A 21,289-nucleotide genomic window follows, 5' to 3' on the forward strand; every position below is an offset into this window, starting at 1 on the left:
CGATCAAGGCGGACCGGCTGCTGCGGAGTCAGCCCTGAGGCGTTGCGGGGCAGGGGGTCGCGACGACGAGGGCCCAGGCCGCCTCGGCTTCCAGGCCATAGCGCAGCTGCCACGGTGCGAGCGACGGTACCGGCGCCCTGATCTCATCGCTCAGCCAGCGCCAGGCCGGCAGCTGTTGATCGTGGCGCCAGCCCTGCAGCTGCAAGGCACGGGCAAAGCTGGCAAATGCGCCCTGGCCGGCGGCCTTGAACAGCGCCTCCTTGATGCACCAGGCCAGTGTTCGCGCCGCCTGCAGATCGCAGCCGAGATCGGTGGCCAGCGCCTGGCTCTCATCGTCGCGAATCAGCAGCTGCAGGCTGTCAGCGCGCATGGCGTCGTAAGTCTCGGTGTCGACGCCGACGGCCTGCGCGGCCACCGCGGCCAGCGCTTCACGCCGGCTGTGGCTGATCGACAGGTGTGTATGCGCGAAGCTGGGGCGGCGATCCTGCGCTTGCCTCACCTCGGCCTGATCGGGCCTGGGCAGGGCAGCCGATGAGCGCTGCAGCGCAGTCTTGGCGGCCAGGCGCCCGGCCAGCCATTCGATGCGCCGCTTGCGCAGCGGGAACCGCGCCAGACATTGACGCTCAGCGTCGCTGAGCTGCTCGAGCAGCGCGACCAGTGGCTGCCCTTGCGTCGGCAGGGCCGCCGCGACATCGGCCAGACCGACGCCGACACAGCTGACGCCCGGCGGCGCCGGCAGTGCCCGCCAGGCCGGCAGCCCCTGGCTCAGCTCAAGCATGCCGCTGAAATCCCGGTGGCAATGCAGCGCCGCTGAAGCTCTCGGTCACGCTGGCCAGCTCGCTGAATCGGGCGACCAAACGGGCAAAGACCGGCGTCTGCATATCGCGCTGAAAGGCGGCCAGGGACTCGACTTGAATGATCTCGAAGAAGTCGCAGCCCGACTCAGGCGCGGCGCGCACGACGTCGAAGCGCAGCACGCTGGGCAGATCGGGGCAGCTGGCGTAGTCGACCTGCTGCACCCACTGGATGAACGCCTCGGCATGTTCGGGGGCGTGAAGGCGGATCTTGTCGATGATGATGTCCATTTCATGCGTCCTGTGCGGTTTCGATCAACACGGCGCCGGTTTCGCCGTCGATCAGAAGCTGGTCGCCGGTGCGAATGCGGGCGGTGGCGTGCTTGGTATTGACGACCGAGGGAATGCCGAACTCGCGCGCCACGATGGAGCTGTGCGACAGCATCGAACCGATATCGGTGACGATGCCGCCGGCCAGGGCAAATAGCGGTGTCCAGGACGCATCGGTGAAGTGCGTCACGATGATCTCGCCCTTCTGCAGCTCGCCGGCCTGGCTGGCCAGATCGTGAATGACGCGGGCACGGGCGCGCACCCGCCCGGCCGAGGTACCCAGGCCTTGAACCAGCGGCGCGCCTGTGTGGCTGATGAGCGCTGCCTTGGACGGCTTGGCGTGGCCGATGAAGGTCAATGGAGGCTCCTCGTCGACCTGCCAGGACTGCGCCATGCGCCGACTGGCCTCGACCTTGGCGCGGCTGAAGATCTGTTCGCCGCTGCCATAGCCATTGAGCCAGTTCAGCAGATCGTCGAACTGCAGATAGGCCAGTTCGGACTCGTCGCGCAACACGCCTTGCGCCACCAGGCGCCGTGCCGCCTCGCAAAGCACGCGGCGCACCAGCCAGATCGAGGTGATCATCGCCATCCGCGATTCCTCACGCAGCCGGCTGCAGGCGCTGTACATCGAGATCACGCGGCGCATCAGCAGCCGCTTGGGCCAAGACAGCCGGGCCAGCAATGCCTCGCTGTCCGGTTGAGGCTGGGCATGGCCAGGGCCAGCCAGGCGATTCTCGACCTCATAGCCCCGCTCCAGAAAGGTCTTGAGCATCTGGAAGACATAGGTCGGATCGTCAACCCAGCGCGGGTGGCTCAGCTCCATCTCCTGGTGCCCGCGCACGCCGTTCTCGCGCATGAAGCCGGCCAGATGGGTGCTGCAAAAGACCTGGCCTTGCGGATCGGCGGCCAGCGCCGCTGCCGCTTCGCTGGCGGGCAGGCGGCGCACCAGCGCTTCGGCCTGTGGATAGCGCTGCAGGGCCTGGGCCAAGGCCCAGAGGTCGCGAGCCGACTGCACGGTGCGCAGATTGGACATGTCCCCCTTGAGCCGGTTCTGCAGGTGCAGACCGTCGGCCTTCATCCAGGCCTTGCACAGCTCCTCCAGCAGGCCGTAGAGCGCAAAGGCGTTGATGTAGAAGGGCAGATAGCCCACATGCATGGCCTTGAAGTAGTCCAGCGCATGCGTCATTTCCTGGCGCAGCCGGTTCAGATCCAGCTCGTGCAGCGGCGTCTTCAGCGCATGGTCGTACTCGGCATGGCGCGAGGCGACCATGCGGCGAGCCCGCGACTTGGCCACGGCAAACTCCTTGATCGTCGCCCAGGCCCAGAAGGCACTGGTGCGCAGCTTGGAGTAGCGCGGGTGTCGGTGCGTGCTGCCATAGGGGTTGACGTAGCCCGCAATGTCGACCTCTTCGCTGGAGAAGCGTTGCAGGAAAGGTGCCTGATCGAAGCCCGGGGGCGACTGCGCCAGCAGATAGGCGGTGTAGGCCACATTGAGATAGACATGGCCCTTCAGGTAGCCCATGTAGTGATCAGGATCGCCGAGGTCCAGCAGACCGATGCCGGTGCCGCAGTCGCGATGGACCTTGTACTGATAGTGCTTGGCAAACGAGATGCCCAGCGGCGTCATGCGGCCGGTGAAGATCTCGCCGATATCCATGCGCGACCACAAGGTGCCTTCGTCCAGCGCTTGTTCGGTAGGGGCCTGAAACGGTGTGCTGGGCGGGGCTGCCGGCTTGATGATCGTGGTGATGGGCCGGCTTTGCAGCAGATGCAGCTGGCCGCCGGCGATCGCCCATTCCACGTCTTGGGCGCCGCCGAACTCGGTCGATACCTGCTGCAACAAGCGGGCGATGGCGAGCAGCTGCGCGTCAGACAGGGCCGCAGCCTCGCGCCGTGGCGCGTCGACCGGGCGCTCGACAACGGACTGCTGCGCCTCGTCCCAGACCATCGCGCTGGGCTTGAATTGCACATGGCGGCGGCGGATCTGTAGGCTGGCCGCATCAAGCACAAAGCTGTCCGAGGCCACCCGCCCGGCGACCAGGCCTTCGCCCAGGCCCAGGCAGGCCTCGATCAGGTACTCATCCGCAGCGCCCGTCAGTGGGTTGATGGCGAAAGCAACGCCGGCGACATCGGCGGCGATCATGGACTGCACGACCACGGCCATCTGCGGCGTGCCATGCGCGCCACGGGCCGCCCGATAGGCCAGTGCCGAGGCTTGCAGCAGCGAGGCCCAGCAGTCGCGCACGGCAGCCAGCAGCGCGCTGGTGCCGCGCACATGCAGCACGGTGAGATGCTGGCCGGCAAAGGAATGCTCGGCCGAGTCCTCATCGATAGCCGAGGAGCGCACCGCGACTTCGGCAACGCCCAGCTGCTGCCAGGCCTGCTCGATCTGCTGCTGCAGCTCGCGCGGGAATAGACCGCCGCGAATCCGATCGGCCAAGGCTTGCGCACCTTCGGGATCAGACTGGCCCCAGAACTCGCTCAGCGCGATGTCATTGGCCCGCAGGTAATAGGCGAGCGCCTCGGCGGTGATGCAATAGCCTGCCGGGACCGGCAGGCCGCGTGCCGTCATGCGCGCCAGCCCGAGGCCCTTGCCGCCAATCTGTTGCGCGCGGAGCTGCTGGCAGCGCGAAAACACCTGCACCCAGACGGAACTTGAGGGAGGGGGGATGTCGCGCGCGCCGCCGGCCTCGCCGCTGGGCGTCAGGTCGACGAAGGAGGAGATGACGCTCATGGGGGCCTCACATTGAGTCATTGGGTTTGTTGATTCAGCTGGCCAGAAAGCCGTAGTAGCTCTCGCCGGGCAGCAGTTGCTTGAGCTGTACATCGGTGAAGCCGCTGTCCAGCAGCTGCTGTTGGAGCTGGCGTTTGTCCGGCAGTCCCCCGGGCACATCGGACAGCGACCACCACAGATGCAGGGCCGCCACTGCCGGGCTGCCCCCTTGGCAGCTACTCGTGAGCAGCAGACGGCCCGAGGGGGCGAGCAGGCTGCGCACCTTGCGCAGCAAGGCATCGCGGCGGTCGGCGGCAAAGTAGTAGATGTTGTTGTGCAGCGTGATCAGCTCGTAGCGCTGGCTGTCGTCGAGCGAGAACACATCGGCATGCTCGACCAGCACATCGTTGACGCCCCAGCCACTGAGGTTGCGCCGCGCCGCGTCGACGACGGAGGCCTGGTAGTCGATAGCGCTCACCTCAAGCTGCGGAGCGATCTGCTTCATATAGCGCAGGTAGTGCCCGGCGCCGCAGCCCACCTCGAGCACCGAGCGTGGTCGGCGCCCGGCGAAGGCCCAGTCCACCGCCTCTTCGACGAAGGGCTCGAGAATCCGCGACGAGCGCGCGATCAGCTCGCCGTCCTGGTCGTCCAGCGTGTAGCTGTCGTTATCGCGCAGCTTGCGCGGTGCCTGCAGGATGGCGTCGTAGTGATAGCGGGTCACCTCCTCGAACAGCGAAGCGCTGATGCCGTTGCGGGGCTGTGCCAGCAGGCGTGAGAGCTTGCCCTTGAGCCGGTAACGGCCATCGCTCAAGGCCAGCTCTCCGGCCTTGACACCGCATTCCAGCCAGGCCTCCAGCGCATGCAGCTTGTCGCTGCCCAGCTTCATGCCCTGGGCAATCTCCGGCGCTGCACGTGGGCCGGAGGACAGCAGGTTCAGCACCCCGCTGGACCCGGCGGCCGTGGCAAAGGCACAGCGATAGAGCGACTGTGTCTGCCCCGACAGGCGCAGAAAGGACAGGATGTTCTTCTCGAAGATCAGCTTGCGGAGCGTGGACAGGTTCATGGCGGGCTTTCAGGCATAGAAGTCAGAAAAAGCTCTGCAGGCCGACTTGCAGCGCCGCTCCGGCGCTTCGGTACTCGCTGGTCGGGCGGCCAGCGATGGGCAGGGCCAGGCTGGCGCGCAGCTTCAGATTGGGCAGCGGCGTGTAGGCCAGCGCTGCGGTGGCGCTGGCGCTGTGGTCGCTGAGATTGGCCAGCACAATGGCATCCAGCGCCAACAGCGGATGCAGCTGGGTGTTCAGCGAAAAGCCCAGGTAGTGCCGCCCCATGCCCATGAAGGGCAGGTCGGTTGCGGCGGCGGAGCGGGCATGGTCAACGTAGTGCGCCGGATCGCTCTGACCATCGGATTGCCGGAAGTACTCCAGCGTGGCCGTGGTGTCACTCGCCAGATGGCGGCTGGCACCGAGGATGGCACGCAGGCCTTCACGCTGACGGTCCTGCAGCACTGGAGCCGGCGACGCTGCGCGGTGCCAGAGCAGTTCGCCATACAGATCGCTGCCGACGACATCGTTGACCTGCAGCGCAGCGCCGGCGATGCGTTGCCCATGGCGGCCGCCAAGCATCAAGGCAGCCTTGCCCCAGGGGCGGTCAAGCTCCAGCCGCTGCTGCCACTTCCATTGCAGCTCGCCTTCGACGCGGCGGACGCTGACAATGCCGTTCAAGGTGCTGCCTTCGGCCACATAGGCAGCCAGTTGCAAGGCGTCGACGCCTGGCTTGTACAGGCGCTCCAGGTCGCTGGGGTGGAAGGGCGCCAGGGTGTCCGCGGGCGACCAGATCTTGCCGATCGAGGTCGCTATCGGCTGGCGGCCCAGGGTGATGCGCCCTGCCGCGCCGCTGCGCTGCCAGTAGAGCCAGTCCCAGCCCAGGTTGTAGCGGCGCGTCGCTCGATCGCGGCTGTACACCAGGGGCAGTGCGCGGTCGATCTGTGCCAGCGCCGATGGCACGAGGGCCAGTGCCGAGGCCTCCGAGGCATCCAGCCATTCGGCCTGTGCTTGCGCAACGAGGCGGCTGCTGCTGGAAAGTGGCTGGGCGACATTCAGGCGCAAGACGCCATGGCGCAGCTCGCTGCTGCCCAGGCCTTCGGGGCGCAGCATGAGCAGGCGGGCTTCAGCGACGCCGCCCCACTCGAATGCATCGCTGCCGGTCTGGAGCGTGTCATCCTCCAGGACGCTCTGTGCGCATGGGCTCGCTGCCGACGTGGGCAGCGGCGCGCCGCCGGCCACGCCGTGCAGCGTCAGCAGCAGCGCCAGCAGCCTTTCATGCCGCATGGGCGGCCTCGGGTGCTGCGCTGTCATTGACGATGATGCCGTCGCGCAGTGTCAGTACGCGGCGTGCCCGCTGGATCACATGCGGATCGTGCGAGCTGAAGACGAAGGTGATGCCGTGCTTGTGGTTGAGCTCGCTCATCAGATCCATCAGGCTGTCTGCCGTCTTGGAATCGAGATTGGCGGTGGGCTCGTCGGCAATCACCAGGCGCGGCTTGCTGGCAATGGCGCGGGCGACGGCGACCCGTTGCTGCTGCCCGCCGCTGAGCTGATCGGGAAAGCGATCCATCAATTCGCCCAGGCCCAGCGCCTGCAGCAGCTCGGCGCTGATCCGCCGACGCTCGTTGGCGGGCACCCCTTGAAACTCCATCACCATCTCGGTGTTCTCCACCGCGGTCAGGACGGGCATCAGGTTGTAGGCCTGAAAGACAAAACCGATGTGATCGCGTCGCAATGCCGCCAGATCGGCGGGCTTGGCGCCGGCCAGGTCATGGCCCTCGAAGCTGACACGACCGCTGGTCGGAACGTCCAGCAGGCCGAGGATGTTGAGCAGCGTGGTCTTGCCGGAACCGGACGGACCGGAGATCACCGTGAAGTCGCCGCTGCGCACCTGCAGGTCGACACCGCGCAAGGCCTGCACGCTCTGCTGCTTTTGCATGAACACCTTGGTGAGCTGCTGCGCTTCGATGACGATGGGCGGTACGCTGGCCTTATGCATGACGACTCGATTGAATGTGCGTGAGCCGGCTCGCCTTGAGCGCGGGCAGGGTGGTGACAAGCAGGGTGAGCGCAAACACAAAACCGGCGGTGAGGGCCAGCTTGTCCAGGTTCAACACTGAGAAGAATCGCTCCGGCAGCAACACGCCGCCAGCTTCCAGGCTGGTGCCGAAGATCTCGCGGAAGTTCAAGCCGACGCTGGCGAAATGCAGATGGGCGAGGAAGCCGATCAGCAGGCCCAAAGCGACGCTGGCGCCGGCCAGGCAGATCGACTCGATGAAGACCGTTCGCACGATCAATCCCGGCCTGCAGCCCAGCGCCAGCATCACGCCGAACTCGCGGGTGCGATTCATCACCGAGAGCACGACGGTGTTGAGAATGCCCGCGGCAACGACGACGATGACGATGGCCTGCAGCATCACCATGCCGGCGGCATCCAGCGAGACCGCCGACTGCAGCTCGGGCGCCGCTTCGTTCCAGCGCTGCATCTGCAAGGGCTGCGCCTTGCTCTCCTGATGCAGCGCCTGCGCCAATGCCTGCGCCGCCGCCTCAAGCTGCGTGTCATCGCTCAGGTAGAGGGCGATATGGCTGGCCGCGTCCTTGACCTGGGCCAGCTTCTGCGCCTCGAGCAGACCGATTTCGGCCCAGAAGCTGTCGAGTTCCACCATGCCGGTGCGGAACAGCCCGACGACCTGGAAGGCGCTGCGCGAGAACTCCTGACCCTGCGCAGGCTTGACGGTCAAGGTGACCCGATCGCCCAGCATCACACCGAGCGCCTGTGCCAGCCGCTCGCCGATGACGATGCCGGGCAGGTCCTGCGGTGCATGCGCTTGCGCTTCGAAGTGGGCCAGCGTCTGGCCCTGACGCACAGCACGTTGATCGGCAATGCCTGAGAGCTGGGCCTCCAGCTCGGCCTCGCCGCCAGACGCAGTAATTGCGACCGTGTTCCCGCCGGCCTGTATCAAGGCATTCAGGCGCAGCCGCAGCGCCAGCTGGCTCGCCTGCGGGACGGCCCGGGCCAGCGCCTGGCGTCGGCCAGCAGCGCTGCCAATCAGATGGTTCAGCGACGGGCTTTCGACATAGCCCTGGCCATTGACGATCAGGTGGCCCAGCCCCATGCGCACGCCCACCTCGATCATGGCCCGGTGGCCACCGTCGGACAGGCCTTGGAACACCGTCATCAGGACCAAGGTGCAAACAATCACCAGCGCCGTCAGCAGGCTGCGGCGTCGATTGCGCAGCAGATTGCGCAGAGCGAGTCGGGTTGACAGCATCATTCGAACCTCAGGCCGACGGCCGCCGGCACACGCGCTGCCGCATGGGCCGGGAACCAGGCAGCCAACAGGGCCACCAGCAGCAGACTCGCGCTGGGCAACAGGGCCGACTGCCAGCTCAGCTCGGCACGCAGCACCGGTGCCACGCTGACGCCGGACATCGAGAAGCTGCCGAAGCCCGACAAATCGATGCCGTGCTGTTGCAGATAGGCATTGCAAGCCGTGCCGAGCAGCAATCCGGCTGCGCAAGCGGCGCCGGCAAGCACGAGGGTCTCAAGCAGGATCAGGCGGACGATGGCCGCCGGCTGGCGTCCCAATGCCTTGAGCAGGCTGATCTCCTTTTGCCGCTGCATCACGCTGACCAGCATGGTGTTGAGCACGCCGACGCCGGCAATCAGGAAAACAATAAAGACCAGCGAGCCCATCAAAGCCTGGTTGGAGGCGATCAGCGCGGTGATGTCGGGCCGCAGCTTTGACCAGGACAGCACCTCGCGCGGCAGGGTGTCGCTGCCGGCGCGGGCCAGCGCCTCGGCGACGCGATCGGCCGCGTGGGCGTCGTGCAGCCGGATGGCGATTTCATGGGCACGTCCATTGAGCATCAGCATCTGCTGCAAGTCCTGGCTGTGCAGCAGCACGCGGCTGCGGTCGACCGCTTCCAAGCCGGTGCTGAGCAGGCCGACGACGCGCAGGTCAAGGCTGCTTTGCACACCCAGCGTGCTTTCATACAGCAGCTGCACGGAGTCGCCGACCTTGACGCCCAGATTGGCGGCCAGTCGTTCGCCCAGCACCGCAGGGGGCGGCTGCAGCGGGCGAGGCGCTAGCTGTTCGGCCATCCGCGCTGCCGCTGCATCGCCGGCCGCTTCCTGCGCCGGGTGTGGTGCCTTGCCTTCAAAGCGGGCAAAGGCCTGTTCGATGGCGCTTTCGGTCAGTTCGCGGTCCTCGGCCTGCTGCGACTCGGTCAGCGCGTGAGCCGCCGGCCAGGGTGTTGCAGCCACCGGCAAGAACTCGCCTGCGCTGATCTTGCTGGCCACCCGCGTGACCCGGCGTTCCTGGCTGGGCTCTATGCCCATCAGCTGCACACCGGCCGCGCTGCTCGCGCTGCTGAGGTAGCCCCAGGCATACAGGCGCGCGCTGGCGGCTTCGATCTCGGACCGTTGGCGCAGCGCAGTCAGATCGATGGCTGCCGCGGGCACGGTGTCGCCAAGCCGGCGCGAACTGAGGTAGGCCGGATGATGGACCTGCACATGGCCGACCTCAAGATCGGTGGTGCTTTCGATCAGGTCACGGCTGAGCCCGTCCATCAGGCCCAGCGTGGCCATGCACATGGCCATAGCCAAGGCCATGCCGGCGCCGGCCACGACGCTGCGTCGTCGATTGCGTGCCAGGCTGCGCCAGGCCATCTTGAAGTTGGTCGTCATCAGCGGAACGCACGTTCGGAGAAATCGTCTGCAGCAAAGCTGACATCGAACTTCAGTTTTCGGTATTCGATTCGGGTGAATTCGCCGGGTGCGTCGCTGGGGCTCATGGTCAGGCGGGTCGGCAACTTGCGCTGTTCGATCAGCTTCAAGCCGGCGTACTCCAGCGTGCGCGCCGGCTTGGCGTCATCCTGCCGACGGAAGTACTCGACGCTGAGCGGCAGCGCACGCTGGTCGGCACCGATATTGAGGCGGTAGAGCACCTTGGCCCAGGCGACTGGTGCCTGCGGCAAGGGCGTCAGCTCAATCAGCTGCTGCGTGACCGGATCGCCTGACTCATCCTTGCTGCTGCTGGTGTTGAGCAGCCTGTACTGGTAATGGCGAGCCAGATCGGTCTCGCGCATCAGATCGTCGTTCGTGAAATGGCTGCCCATCCAGTTTTCGCCCAGCATCGTGCTGCCCATCACCGTGATGCGGCTGGTGCGGGGGTCAAAGAAGCTGATGCGCTCGGCCACTTTCAGGGTGGCATTGCCGCGCCAGAGCGCCGGGCCCAGCATGCGCATCAACACCTTGCTGCTGCTGGCCCTATCGTCGGTGTAGACCATCAGCTCGTAGTCGCGTTCGTAGCTGGCTTTCTTGATCTTCATCGACACCACGGCCGCGGAGGTCTTGCCACGCAGCACGTTCTCGGCGTCGTGAATCCAGCGGCCCAGCTGCTCGTGATCGGGGGCAGCCAGGCACAGGGTGGGACTGGCCAGCAGGGCCAGGGTGCAGAGCACTGCTCGCCGGGATAGTGGGTGCGTTTTCATTGATGGGCCTGAGCGGAGAATTCGAAGGAGCAATAGCTGTCCGGGGCCCGGCGGTAGCGCGGGGGCGGCGATGCCGGGGCCGCCGGTGAACCGACGCGCGCGATGAACAGCACCGCCGTATCGCAGCCGAGCAGCTGCCGCAGCTGCTGTTCGATGCGCGGGTGTTGCAGCGCCACGCTGAGCGGATGCAGTGATTGGCCATCGCGGGTGACGCGGAGCCACAGCTCGGTGATGCGCTCGCCCGCCAGCAGCTGCTGGCGGCGCTCATCGCCGATGCCAGGCTCGGCGCAGAGGTAGGCGATCGCGGCGCTCTGGCGCACCAGCGACTCAAAGTCGCGACCGACCCGGCGATGCAGGCCCAGCGGGCCGGCCAGCCGCATGACGGTCGGATGCAGCGCGAACTGGTAGAGCCGACGCTGCCAGTCGGGCAGGGCGCCGAACAAGCGATCGATGTGGATGCCGCTGCGGGGCCGTGGACCCGTGGCGGCGGAGAAATCGAGGTGGCGATAGGTCTCGCGCCAGGCTGCGCCATGGCGAAAGTCCTCGGCCGCGTGGATGCGGTAGAAGCCGGCAAGACGCTCCAGCAGTTCGCCGCCCTGAACAAAGTGCCAGTGCAGCGTGGCCGCATCGGCGCTGCAGGCCAGGTGATAGGGCAGGCAAGCTTGATCGGCCGGCAGCGGCGCTGATCTGGCGGCCGGCAGGAAGGGGCCGCGCACCGTGTGCCTGCGGGCGATCCACTGCCACAACGGATGCTGTGATGTCGTCGGCTGGGCAGGCACTTCCAGCAGCAGGGCCAGCAGCGGCTCCTGCTCCTGCCGGCACTGCCAGCCCTTGGGCAGCCACTGCAGGCGAACGCCAAAGCCGGTCAGGCGCAACAGGTTCAGCAGCAGGCTGGCGAAGCCACCGACGCTGATGCGCATTTCACGCTCCAGAGCCGGCAGCGCGGCCAGGGCTCGGCGGCGATCAATGCCCAGCAGCAGTGCCAGCGTCCACTCGCCCGACGGCGGCAGGTCCGGTGCAATGGCTTCGTATTGCTCGCGATCCAGGCAGCGCACCGACCAGGGCTGGCAGTTGTGCGAGGAAGGCGCCAGCGCCGCCGTGGCGATGATGCTTCTGAGCAGCTGCTGAAGGCCTTGCTGGTCCATGTCGGTGCTCAAAAGCCGTCGGTGGTCTTGTCGCGACCCAGTGCGAAGCCGTGCAGACGGGCAAGTGCTTCGATCTCGCGCACCTGCTCGGCCCGTATCGGGCCCTTGCTGAAGTCGATGCGCACGCCGGCCAGGCCCAGCAGCAGCGTCTCGCCGGCACAGGCATAGACCTGACCGGGGTCCAGCAGCATGCCGGGCAGCGAGAAATCAGGCGCCATCGGCAGATCGACGACGCCGCCACGTATCAGAGTCAAGTGCTGGGCCTGGCGGACCGAGGCCTTGTCGACATCCCCGGGCATGGCCAGATCGCAGATCAGCACCGGCTTGTCGGCAGCAAAGCAGCGGGCGTCCAGGATGGGCGCGGGGCTGTTGGACGCGCAGATGACGATATCGGCGTCGCGGCAGTCCTGCGTTGACTCGAGCAAACACAGCAGCTGCTCGTCGAGCAGACGCTCGCAGAGCTGTTGGGGTGACAGCCCCCTGCCGATGGTTCGAGCGCGCTGGATCAGCGCGCCAGCCTCCCTATCCGCGCTGCCTTGCGCGGCGCGGCGCAGCAGCTCGCCGGCCACGTCCTCTGCCACCACGCGCAGCCGCGAACGCGAGCCCGGGCGGCCAACCAGGCTCAGCGCTGCGCATTCGCTGGCCAGCAAGGTGGCGTGGACATGCCCGATATTGCCCGCCGCGCCGACGATGGCGATGCGCGCGTCAGCAAGCGCAATGCCACGGCGCTGGGCTGCCGCGCGCATGCTGGCGATGCTGCTGGCAACGGTCAGCGCATTGCCGGTGGTGACGGCCGGATGCTCTTCATCAAACTCGGTGCAGTTGGCGGTGACGATGGAGGTATAGCCGCCAAAGCCAACCAGGCTGCAGCCGTCGAGCCGCGCCTGCCGGTAGGCGCTGCGCACCTGACGCCGCACGATCTCGCTTTTGTTGAAGCGCATATCGGTGTCTATGGCCTGGCTGTCCATCAGCACGCCATAGAGCAGCAGCTCGACTTCACGACCCAGCGCCGAGCGCACCCGTCGCCGCGCGACGATGCGCGGCGTCAGCACCGGCTGCACCTGTTGACGCATTTCGTCGAGTTGCTCGTCGTCAAAGCCGGCCAGCGCGGGGTCCCATTGGCGGATGCTGTTGGCGTCGATCAGATGGGCGATGAAGCCGATCCGTTCGACTGCCTTGCCGTCATCGTGCTCAAAGGCTTCGGGCTTGGCCGCGTGCCGGGGTGCATCAGGGCCTGGCGTCGGCCGTGGCCCACCGGCGAGGTAGGCCACCAGGCCGGCCACATCGGCATGCTGCAAGCGCTCACACAGCTGATTCAGTGCCTGCAGGGCCAGCTGCATCTCGTCGGCTTGCAGATAGGCGGAAGGCTGAATGCGCAGAACGCCGCGCCGCCCCATCGATGGCAGGATGCGCACGCGATGCTCGTGGAGCAGATAGCCCGCGCAGACGATGCCAAGCAGCTTCTCCTCGCTGAGACTGGACAGCACCGCCGATGGATGCTGCGAGAAGTCGGCGAGCTCGATGCCGAGCATGCAGCCGCGGCCACGCACCGCCTTCAGCACCTTGGGCCAGCGGCGCTGCAAGACCTGCAGGCCTTCGAGAAAGGCGTGGCCGATGGCTTCGCAGCGTGCGGCAATGCCATCGCGTTGGATGATCTCCAGCGTTCGTCTGGCCACTGCTGATGACAGATCGTCCTCGGCAAAGGTCGAGGTGTGCAGCAGGCCGAACTCCGGGTGGTAGTCGGCGCTGCGAACCGCCAGTGCCGACACCTTGGTGAGCCCGCCGCCCAGCGATTTGGAAAAGCACAGATAGTCGTTGGGCAGACCGCGTGCCTGGCTCTCGACGGGCCGGCCCGTGCGCCCGAGGCCGCACTGGATCTCATCGGCAATGATGGCCACCTCGGGGTGGCGCTGGCGCAGCTCGTGCAGCAGTGCGGCGCGCTGCTCGTCGAGCTCGACCACGCCACCTTCGCCCTGTACGGGCTCATAGATCAAGGCCGTCAGTCCGCTGTGCCGACGTTCAGTCAGGCGCAGCGGCTCGAACTCGAACTCGTAGTAGCTGACCATGCGCTTGCTGACGGCATCGAGAAAGCGGCTCGGATCGGTGATGAAGACGGCGTTCGGGTTGTTGCGAATGAAGGGCAGGCGAGCGTCGCGATTCCAGGTAACCGCCAGCGCGCCGAGCGTCTTGCCGTGAAAGGCGTATTCGAAGCTGGCGATGAAGGGTTCGGTGTCCAGCGCCTGCTGGTTGTGCGCGGCCAGCGCGCTGAGCAGCTCATCGAGGTTGCTGAGCGGTTCGCGGCCGAGCTGGCGCTCGCAATCGCGCAGAAAATCCTCGTCTATCGTTGCGCTGCCACGCTCGACGCGGGTTTGCAGCGCCCGCACATTGGCGGCCAGCGCATCGCCGAGTCGCGTCAGGCGTTTGCAATAGGCCAGGCCGGCATGCTTGATCGCGGCCTCGACCGCCTCGGTGCCGGTGCTCAGCAGATTGATGCTGTAGTCCTGCCCGGTATGTTGCAGCAAGTAGCTGGCCAAGGCTTGCTTCAGCTCGCCGGCCTGGCGGCGCAGCGAGCCTTGCGCCAGAAAGGGCTTCTGCGCTTGCAGGCAGCCTTGCAAGACGGCCTGCAACTCCGGATGGTTATGGCCCAGCAGACAGGCACCGAAACCGCCGACCAGATCCAGCACGGCTTGCAGCTCGCCGTGGCCATCGTCCATGTCCAGCCAGTTGCCGCGCGCACGGCTGTATTCGACCAGCAAGCCAGCGTGGGCCAGCAGCTGTTCGCGCGAGAGCGTCGCCTGACCGACCAGATGTTCCATATCAGGCGACTCCTGGCACGGCCTGTGCACGCGTGGCGCGGCGGCACTCGGCACGCAGCTGGCGCACCAGATGGTTCTTCAGTACCTCGGTGGTGCCAGAGAACAGCGATGAAGGAAGGGCGTTGCGCAGCTGGCGTTCGATGTCGCCGCTGAGCACACCCGATGCACCATGGATCTGCAAGGCATCAAGCCCGTTGCGTATGCTGGCCTCGGAAACCAGCAGCTTGGCGATCGCACTGGCGCTGGGATCGGCCGGCGGGTGATCGAGGCTCCAGGCCGCGCGGGCGGTGGCCAGTCGTGCGGCCTCCAGCCGCAGCTTCATATCTGCCAGGCGATGGGACACGGCCTGCTGCTCGATCAAGGCCTGGCCGAACTGGACTCGGCCCTCGGCGCGCTGGCAACTCAAGCGCAACTGTCTTTGCATTACGCCCAGGTACATCGCGAACAGGCAGGTGCGCTCCAGCTCCATGCTGGCCTGAAAGATGGGGCCGCCACTGCCTTGGGCACCGATGCGCTGCGCTTCGCTGACATGGACGCCTTCGAAGTGAATATCGCCCATGGCCGTGGTGCGCAGGCCGATCTTTTCGTGCGGCTGTTTGGAAATCTTCAGTCCGGGGGCATTGCGCGGCAGGATGAAGGTGGAGAAGTCGAGGAAGCTGCCCTTGTCGGCCGTTCTTGCATGAACCAGCACGAAATCGCAGACCGGGGCATTGGTGATGTAGCGCTTGACGCCATCAATGCGATACCCATCGCCCTCGCGTACCGCCATGGTGCGCATGGCGTTAACGTCGGAGCCGGCCTCTTCCTCGGTGATGGCATGGGCGCCAATCCAGCCTTGCTCGGCAATGCGTGGCAACCACAGCGCCTGCTGCTCGGCACTGCCATGGGCCACCAGCGGGTGGACGCAGGCGCACAGATGTGCGGCCAAGGCGAACACCAGGCCGGTGTCCTCGCAGTGTTCGCCCAAGGCCTCCAGGGCCTGGGCCAGCGCTGCAGCACCTGCAGCCTGGCCGCCAAATGAGTCGGCGGCCGGCAGCACATGCAGCCGGGCACGGCAGAGCACGCCCCAGAGGTCGCGCGAGAACAGCGCCAGGCGATCACGTTCGCCGAGTTGCGTGTCGTGCAGTGCCGGTGCCAGTCGGCGGATGTCCGCGACGAGCCTGGCGTGAAGGGGATGTGGGGAGAAATCCATGGTCAGAGACAGCAGTCGTCGATCAGCAGGTGGACATTGATGCCGCCGGTGCCGAAGGCGTTGACGGCGGCGCGCCGAGGCAGATCGGCATGGCGCGGCCACTCGCAGGGCTGCTGCAAGGGGTCGAAGCCGCGCTGTTCAAAGCCCAGCTCGGCCTTGAGCGGGTGCGCGAAATGGTTGGCCGGCAAGCGCTCGTGCTGCAGCGCCAGCAGGGTCTTGACCACGCTGGCCATGCCTGCCGCCGCAAAGCAATGACCAAAGCTGCTCTTCAATGCCCCAAGGCGCAGCGGCTGAAGACGCGCCGAGGCACCGTAGACCGCAGCCAGCGATTCGATCTCGACTTCATCGCCGATCAAGGTGCCAGTGCCATGCGTTTCGACATAGCTGATGGCCGCAGGCGGGTGATCGACTTGCGCAAAAGCGCGCTGCATCGAGCTGACCTGGCCTGCGGTATTGGGCGCGATGATGGACTTGCTCTCGGTGCAGGAAGCAATCGCGCGCAGTGCAGCCAGCATCGGCTGCGCTTCTTGCTCGGCGCTGCTTTGCAGGGTCAGCAGCACAGCGCCGGCCCCATCACCGGGGGTGAAGCCGGTGGCCTGATCGGTAAACGTGGCGATCACACCGGGGGCCAACATGCGCTGCGCGGCGCAGAGGCAGAGGTCATGCACGTTGACAGGCAGCTCAACGCCGATGACCAGGGCCGCAGCAGCACGGCCGCTGCGCAGGCTCAGCATGGCCAGCTCGATGGCGGCCAATGAGCCCGCGCACGCCGCCTCGATGGCCAGGCCTCGCGCATGGTCCAAGCCGAGGGTCTTGGCGATGCGAGCGGCCATGCCGCTGGCGGGCAGTCTGGCGAGCGCGTCGTCGGCCAGCTGGAGGGGAGCGCCATCGTCGCCACGGCCATAGGCCAGGGCCGCCCGGCGCATTGCCTGCATGCCGGCTTCCTGCTGTGCCTCGCCGAGCTTCCATTCCTGCCCCAAGGACTGCAACACCGCCTCTATACGGGGCTGCAACTCCAGCGCGGCCAGCCGGCGCTCGACATCCAGCGTCAGATTGGTGGCCACCAGCACCAGCAACTCCTGGTTGCTGGCCCAAGGCGGTGCGGTCTTGACCGCATCAAACGCTTCCTGGGCGACGGCCAGGGCCAAGGGCAGGGCAGCCGGATCTGCGCTTCGCCCCTGGCGCTGCGCTGCCTCGGTGAAGGACGCGGATTGAATGTAGTAGGACAGCGGTGCCGTTTCCTCGCTGGACGCGAACAGCGCCGGGCGAAAGCGTTCGGCGTCCAGCGCTCGGAACTGCGCCTGAGCACTTTGCAGCTGCTGCCAGTACTGCTGCAGACCGCGCGCCGGGCCGAACCAGGCACCGGCGCCGATCACGGCCACCGGCGCTTGCTGAACCGCAGCCACGGCCGCGCCGGCATTGGCGGGCAGAAGTCGCATTGCATAGGCCTGGCCCGCGAGTCCGGCGCCTATCACCCGCACGCGGTGTGTTGGTCGCTGTTGCTGAGCCAGGACCGCGTGGGCCAAGGTGCTGAGCGCCTCAATGGCGTGGCCATAGCCGCAGATGCCCAGCTGAGAACTGACGCCATCATTGGCGCGCACCAGCGGCCGAATCTGCGCGACGTCGAGCTGGCCGCCCAAGGCCCAATACGCTGTCTCTTCGTGGCTATCGGCAGCCGCTCCCCATCCGCTGACCAGTTGTTGCCAGCTTTGCAGGCTGCTCAGCCGCACATCGGCCAGTCGCGCCAACACGCGCTGCGGCTGCACATCGCCGCCCTGCAGGACAAGTGCACAGCAACCTTCACTAAGCTGCGCGAGCCGATCGGCGTCCAGGTGCCGGGCCAGAGTCTGGCGCAGCAGTGCCGATTCAAGCCGCTGCGCGCCAACCACCAGCACGGCACGCGCTCGGGCTTGCGATAACGCATCCAGCGCCGTGAGCAGCGCTTCAACACCGCCCACGTCCTGCGCCTCCAGCGCAATCGCGCGACCGCGCAGCTTGAAGCAGGCAGCGATGCGCGCCGCCACCGTGCTGGCCATCTCGCCCACCTTGTCGTGTGAGCTGGCCGCGAAGGCGTGGTCGAGCTTGAGCTTGGCATGGGCGACAAAGCGCTGCTGATCCTGCTCCGGCAGGCCCTCGGCATAGGCCGCGGCCAGCTCGACGCCGAGCATCCGCGCCTCGTTCTCGTGGCATCGATTCAGGCCAAATGCCGTGACAAAGACCACATCGGTGTGTTCGGCGTCGATGCCGCCCTGCGCCAGGCCCGCCTGCATCAGGGCGGCCCGCGCCGCATCCAGCACATCGAGCTGCACACGGTTGATCGAGGCTCGGTAGATCGGCGGAATGCCAAAGTCAGCGTAGCTGGCGCGCGGCGGCGGCAGGCGATTGCGCTCGTCTGCCGCGAGTGCCGGGCTCGGCGCCGCGGGATCGAACAGCCGGCTGCGCAGCTGCTCGGTGGACTCTATGCCCGGATAGCGGCAGGCCAGCCCCGTGATGGCCCAGCCCCGCGGCAGTGCTGTGGAGTCTGTGTGGTTCACGCCGTCACCGGTTCCTGGCCTTCGCGCAGCGCGCGATAGTCGATCTTGCCATTGGCATTCTTGGGCAGCGCTGTCCGCTGGATCAACACATGGGGCACCATGTACTTGGGCAGATGAGCGGCACAAAATGCCTTCAGCTCCAGCGCGCCGAGGCGCTGCTCGGGATCCCGGCTCACATAGTGGGCCACCAGCTTGGGTGGGTTCACGCTTTCGGCAATCACCGCAACTTCCTGAAGCTGCGGATGGCGCGCCAGGATGGACTCGATTTCGCCGAGTTCGACGCGGTAGCCGCTCAGCTTCAGCATGCGATCGATCCGGCCGCGGTAAAGCAGCCTGCCGCCCTGCCACTCGCCGTAATCGCCGGTGGCGTGCATGCCGCGCTGGTGATTCAACGCATTGCGCGGATCCTGACGCTGCCAATAGCCTGGAGTGACGCAACGGCCCGCCACCCAGACCTCGCCAACCGCGCCCTCATCGGCGCGGTAATGGCCGTGCTCATCGACCAGCCAAACCGTGGCACCGTCGATCGGCTGGCCGATGGGCAGCGGCTCGTCACAGGCCAGATCCTCAGCACTGACACGGTGGAAGAGGCAAACGTTGGTTTCTGTTGGCCCATAGAAGTTGTAGAGCTGGCAAGCCGGTGAAACGGCCTTGGCCATCAGCTTGAGCTGCGGCTTGGGCATGACCTCGCCGGCAAACACCAGATGGCGCAGCGCCTGTGCGTCCAGCGCTGGCCAGGCCGCCGAACGGTTCAGCAGTGCGAACATCGAGGGCACGCTGTAAATGGTGGTGATGGCCTGCTCGCGCAGCAGTTCGCCAACCCGGCTGACATGGGCCGATTCGCGCTCATGGCTCACGTACAGCGAGGCGCCGGCCAGCAGACTGCCGAACAGGTCGAAGGTGCTGAGGTCGAAATTGAAACTGGCCAGATTCAGAAGGCGGTCGCTCGGCGTCAGCCGCAGCTCGGCCACTGCCCACTGCACGAAGTTGCTCAGGTTCAGATGGCTGAGCTGTACGCCTTTGGGGCTTCCGGTGGAGCCCGAGGTGTAGAGCAGGGCGGCCAAATCGCCAGGCTGACAGGCTGAGGTGTCGGGCAGCGCCAGGGACTCGCCGGTCGCCGGCTGAACGCTCGGATGGGCGAGGTGGTGGGCAAGATGATGCACCTCAACGCCGGCGGGCACGGCAGCGCTCTCGGGCAGCGGCAGCTCGCTATGCACCAGCAACAGCACGACGCTATCCGGCAGCCCCAGCTCGATCAGGCTGCAGGCATGCGAGTGGTCGCAGATCAGCACCGTCGGCGCCGCGTCCGCAAGAATCATCGCGACGCGCTGCGCCGGTTGCGCGCCGTCGATGGGCACGTAGCTGCAGTTGGCGTAGAGGGCCGCCAGGATGGACAGCGCATAGGCATTGCCCTTGTCCAGGCAGAGCGCGACACGCTGGCCCGAAAAGCGCTGCAAGTGTGTGGTCGAGATATGTGCGACCCAGGCTGCCGCGCTGGCATAGCTGATGCCGCCATCGGCCAACAGGAATGGGGCATCAGGGCGGGAGCTAGCCTGTTCGGCGAGTTGGGCATGGACAGGCAGCCAGCGCTGTTCAAGCGTGTCCATGCGCACCTCCGGCCGTGTTCAGGGGCAAGCCATTCTCTTCGGCGGCTTCACGCAGGATGCGTACGGCTTCGTCCAGATCTTCACGGGTGTGACTGGACATCACGCTGATGCGCAGCCGGGCATCGCCGACGGCAACGCCGGGGAAGACGACGGTCTGGCAGAACATGCCGCGCCGGCGCACCGAACGGCCCAGCTCCATCGCGCGCTGCTCATTGCCGATGACGACCGGGATGATGGCGCTGTCGGAATGCTCGGTGTTGAAGCCCAGCGCGTCGAGGCGGCTCTTCAGATAGCGGATGTTGTCCCACAGGGCCGCCAGCCTTTGCGGCTCGGTCTGCATCAGCGAGATCGACTCGATCAGGCCGGCGGCAACCGGTGCCGGAATCGTCGCGGCAAAGACATAGGAGTTGGCGTAGAAGCGCAGGTAGTCGATCACCCGCTTGTCGCCGGCAATGAACCCCCCCTGGCCGCCGAGTGCCTTGCTCATGGTGCCGACCTCGAGGTCGGCCTCGCCCTTCATGCCGAAGTGTTCGGTCGTGCCCGAGCCGCTGGCGCCCAGCACGCCGGTGGAGTGAGCATCGTCGACCAGCACGCGGGCACCGTAGTGCTTGGCCAGGCGCACCAGTTCGGGCAGCTTGACGATGTCGCCATGCATGCTGAACACGCCGTCGACGACGATCATCCGCCCGCCGCGCCTGTCCTGGCTGCGTTGCAGCACCTCTTCCAGCGAGGCCATGTCGTTGTGCGCAAAGATGCGCTTCTGGGCCCCCGACAGCTTGCAGCCATCCTGGATGCTCATGTGGTTGTACATATCGGTGATGGCGAGGTCATTGGGCCCCAGCAGCGCCGAGATCGCGCCCAGATTGGCCGAATAGCCGGACGGGAAGACGATGCAGTCCTCGCGGCCCTTGAGCTGGGCCAACCGGTACTCGAGCTCCTTGTGCAGATCGGTCGTGCCGCCGATCAGCCGGCTGCCGGTGTTGGTGGCGCCATGTGATCGCGTGGTGCGGATGATGGCCTCAAGCACCCGCGGTTCGTTGGCCAGGCCCAGGTAGTTGTTTGAGGCAAAGAGCAGGAACTCGCGATCACGGCCTTCGTATTCGTCGTGGATGACGGCGCGGTTGCTGCACAGGCCCTTGGAGGCCATGCCGTACCAGAACAGACCCTGCTGCTGGCGGCTGTGCAGGAAGGCCGCAAACCGTTCGGTCTTGGCGAAGGGGTCGGGACTGGAATCGCCGACGAAATCACGCATGGTCAAGGCGGCGTCAGTCTCGTTCGCTTTCGCTGCGCCGCCTTCCTGCTGCGGCCTGTGCCGCTCCGGCTCCTGGGGCAGGTCTACCGGGCGGATCTGCGGCAGCTCCAGGCTGGCGAACTTGCGGATCAAGGAGTCCAGCGTGTCGAACTCGTCAGGGCGCAGCTGCTTGCTCGGCGCGAAGATCTTGTTGAGGTCGGCGACGATGGCGGCCAACATGATGGAGTCGATGCCCAGGTCTTCCTGCAGCAGCGCCGTCGGCAGCAGCTCGCTGTCGTCGTATTGGGAGTGCGTTCTCACCACGGTGCGGATCACCTGGGTCTTGTCGGCGACGGGCTGAAGTACGGCTTGGTTCATGGTGTAGACC

The 21,289-nt window shown here is 66.4% G+C and carries 15 protein-coding genes; all 15 read right to left on the reverse strand.

Annotated elements, in window-relative coordinates:
- Positions 1–28 precede the first annotated feature (28 nt).
- From RQP53_RS00385 to RQP53_RS00455, 15 genes are read right to left on the reverse strand one after another with little or no spacing between them, the layout of a single operon-like run.
- Positions 29–778, reverse strand: a complete 750-nt coding sequence (locus RQP53_RS00385; protein ID WP_315647945.1) for a 4'-phosphopantetheinyl transferase family protein — start codon at positions 776–778, stop codon at positions 29–31.
- Complete coding sequence (locus tag RQP53_RS00390; protein WP_315647946.1) at positions 771–1,085, reverse strand: hypothetical protein; 315 nt, start codon at positions 1,083–1,085, stop codon at positions 771–773. Before RQP53_RS00390 ends, RQP53_RS00385 begins: the two co-directional genes overlap by 8 nt.
- 1 nt (position 1,086) lies before the next feature.
- Entirely contained in the window at positions 1,087–3,858 is a 2,772-nt protein-coding gene (locus RQP53_RS00395; protein WP_315647947.1) for a PEP/pyruvate-binding domain-containing protein, read from the reverse strand.
- Between the two features lie 34 nt (positions 3,859–3,892).
- Positions 3,893–4,900 (reverse strand): class I SAM-dependent methyltransferase, encoded by a 1,008-nt coding sequence (locus RQP53_RS00400; RefSeq protein WP_315647948.1) that lies wholly within the window; start codon positions 4,898–4,900, stop codon positions 3,893–3,895.
- A 22-nt stretch (positions 4,901–4,922) separates the two neighbouring features.
- Entirely contained in the window at positions 4,923–6,164 is a 1,242-nt protein-coding gene (locus RQP53_RS00405) for a hypothetical protein (protein WP_315647949.1), read from the reverse strand.
- Positions 6,154–6,879 carry an ABC transporter ATP-binding protein gene (locus RQP53_RS00410; RefSeq protein ID WP_315647950.1) on the reverse strand — a complete coding sequence of 242 codons (726 nt, stop codon included), beginning with the start codon at positions 6,877–6,879 and terminating at the stop codon, positions 6,154–6,156. The genes RQP53_RS00405 and RQP53_RS00410 overlap by 11 nt, the downstream gene beginning before the upstream one ends.
- Positions 6,872–8,155 (reverse strand): ABC transporter permease, encoded by a 1,284-nt coding sequence (locus RQP53_RS00415; protein WP_315647951.1) that lies wholly within the window; start codon positions 8,153–8,155, stop codon positions 6,872–6,874. The genes RQP53_RS00410 and RQP53_RS00415 overlap by 8 nt, the downstream gene beginning before the upstream one ends.
- Entirely contained in the window at positions 8,152–9,570 is a 1,419-nt protein-coding gene (locus tag RQP53_RS00420; protein ID WP_315647952.1) for an ABC transporter permease, read from the reverse strand. Before RQP53_RS00420 ends, RQP53_RS00415 begins: the two co-directional genes overlap by 4 nt.
- Positions 9,570–10,346: an outer membrane lipoprotein-sorting protein gene (locus RQP53_RS00425; protein WP_315647954.1), complete on the reverse strand. Its 777-nt coding sequence runs from the start codon at positions 10,344–10,346 to the stop codon at positions 9,570–9,572. The genes RQP53_RS00420 and RQP53_RS00425 overlap by 1 nt, the downstream gene beginning before the upstream one ends.
- 26 nt (positions 10,347–10,372) lie before the next feature.
- Positions 10,373–11,521: a nitroreductase family protein gene (locus tag RQP53_RS00430; protein WP_315647956.1), complete on the reverse strand. Its 1,149-nt coding sequence runs from the start codon at positions 11,519–11,521 to the stop codon at positions 10,373–10,375.
- Between the two features lie 8 nt (positions 11,522–11,529).
- Positions 11,530–14,337, reverse strand: coding sequence for an aminotransferase class III-fold pyridoxal phosphate-dependent enzyme (locus RQP53_RS00435; protein ID WP_315647957.1), 2,808 nt, complete (start codon positions 14,335–14,337; stop codon positions 11,530–11,532).
- 1 nt (position 14,338) lies between these two features.
- Positions 14,339–15,529, reverse strand: coding sequence for an acyl-CoA dehydrogenase family protein (locus RQP53_RS00440; protein WP_315647958.1), 1,191 nt, complete (start codon positions 15,527–15,529; stop codon positions 14,339–14,341).
- 2 nt (positions 15,530–15,531) lie between these two features.
- The gene (locus RQP53_RS00445; RefSeq protein ID WP_315647959.1) at positions 15,532–18,063 is read right to left on the reverse strand and encodes a beta-ketoacyl synthase N-terminal-like domain-containing protein; all 2,532 of its coding nucleotides are present in this window, start codon (positions 18,061–18,063) and stop codon (positions 15,532–15,534) included.
- Entirely contained in the window at positions 18,060–19,670 is a 1,611-nt protein-coding gene (locus tag RQP53_RS00450; protein ID WP_315647960.1) for an AMP-binding protein, read from the reverse strand. The genes RQP53_RS00445 and RQP53_RS00450 overlap by 4 nt, the downstream gene beginning before the upstream one ends.
- Positions 19,657–21,279, reverse strand: coding sequence for an aminotransferase class I/II-fold pyridoxal phosphate-dependent enzyme (locus RQP53_RS00455; protein ID WP_315647961.1), 1,623 nt, complete (start codon positions 21,277–21,279; stop codon positions 19,657–19,659). Before RQP53_RS00455 ends, RQP53_RS00450 begins: the two co-directional genes overlap by 14 nt.
- Positions 21,280–21,289 lie beyond the last annotated feature (10 nt).

The organism is Roseateles aquae, assembly GCF_032337115.1.
GTDB lineage: Bacteria > Pseudomonadota > Gammaproteobacteria > Burkholderiales > Burkholderiaceae_C > Roseateles_C > Roseateles_C aquae.

What these genes read in the sequence shown, in the direction of transcription:
- RQP53_RS00410 (WP_315647950.1), bottom strand. Translation starts at nt 6,879, where the DNA reads ATGCATAAGGCCAGCGTACCGCCCATCGTCATCGAAGCGCAGCAGCTC.
- RQP53_RS00400 (WP_315647948.1), bottom strand. Translation starts at nt 4,900, where the DNA reads ATGAACCTGTCCACGCTCCGCAAGCTGATCTTCGAGAAGAACATCCTG.
- RQP53_RS00430 (WP_315647956.1), bottom strand. Translation starts at nt 11,521, where the DNA reads ATGGACCAGCAAGGCCTTCAGCAGCTGCTCAGAAGCATCATCGCCACG.
- RQP53_RS00415 (WP_315647951.1), bottom strand. Translation starts at nt 8,155, where the DNA reads ATGATGCTGTCAACCCGACTCGCTCTGCGCAATCTGCTGCGCAATCGA.
- RQP53_RS00395 (WP_315647947.1), bottom strand. Translation starts at nt 3,858, where the DNA reads ATGAGCGTCATCTCCTCCTTCGTCGACCTGACGCCCAGCGGCGAGGCC.
- RQP53_RS00420 (WP_315647952.1), bottom strand. Translation starts at nt 9,570, where the DNA reads ATGACGACCAACTTCAAGATGGCCTGGCGCAGCCTGGCACGCAATCGA.
- RQP53_RS00435 (WP_315647957.1), bottom strand. Translation starts at nt 14,337, where the DNA reads ATGGAACATCTGGTCGGTCAGGCGACGCTCTCGCGCGAACAGCTGCTG.
- RQP53_RS00440 (WP_315647958.1), bottom strand. Translation starts at nt 15,529, where the DNA reads ATGGATTTCTCCCCACATCCCCTTCACGCCAGGCTCGTCGCGGACATC.
- RQP53_RS00405 (WP_315647949.1), bottom strand. Translation starts at nt 6,164, where the DNA reads ATGCGGCATGAAAGGCTGCTGGCGCTGCTGCTGACGCTGCACGGCGTG.
- RQP53_RS00450 (WP_315647960.1), bottom strand. Translation starts at nt 19,670, where the DNA reads ATGGACACGCTTGAACAGCGCTGGCTGCCTGTCCATGCCCAACTCGCC.
- RQP53_RS00390 (WP_315647946.1), bottom strand. Translation starts at nt 1,085, where the DNA reads ATGGACATCATCATCGACAAGATCCGCCTTCACGCCCCCGAACATGCC.
- RQP53_RS00455 (WP_315647961.1), bottom strand. Translation starts at nt 21,279, where the DNA reads ATGAACCAAGCCGTACTTCAGCCCGTCGCCGACAAGACCCAGGTGATC.
- RQP53_RS00385 (WP_315647945.1), bottom strand. Translation starts at nt 778, where the DNA reads ATGCTTGAGCTGAGCCAGGGGCTGCCGGCCTGGCGGGCACTGCCGGCG.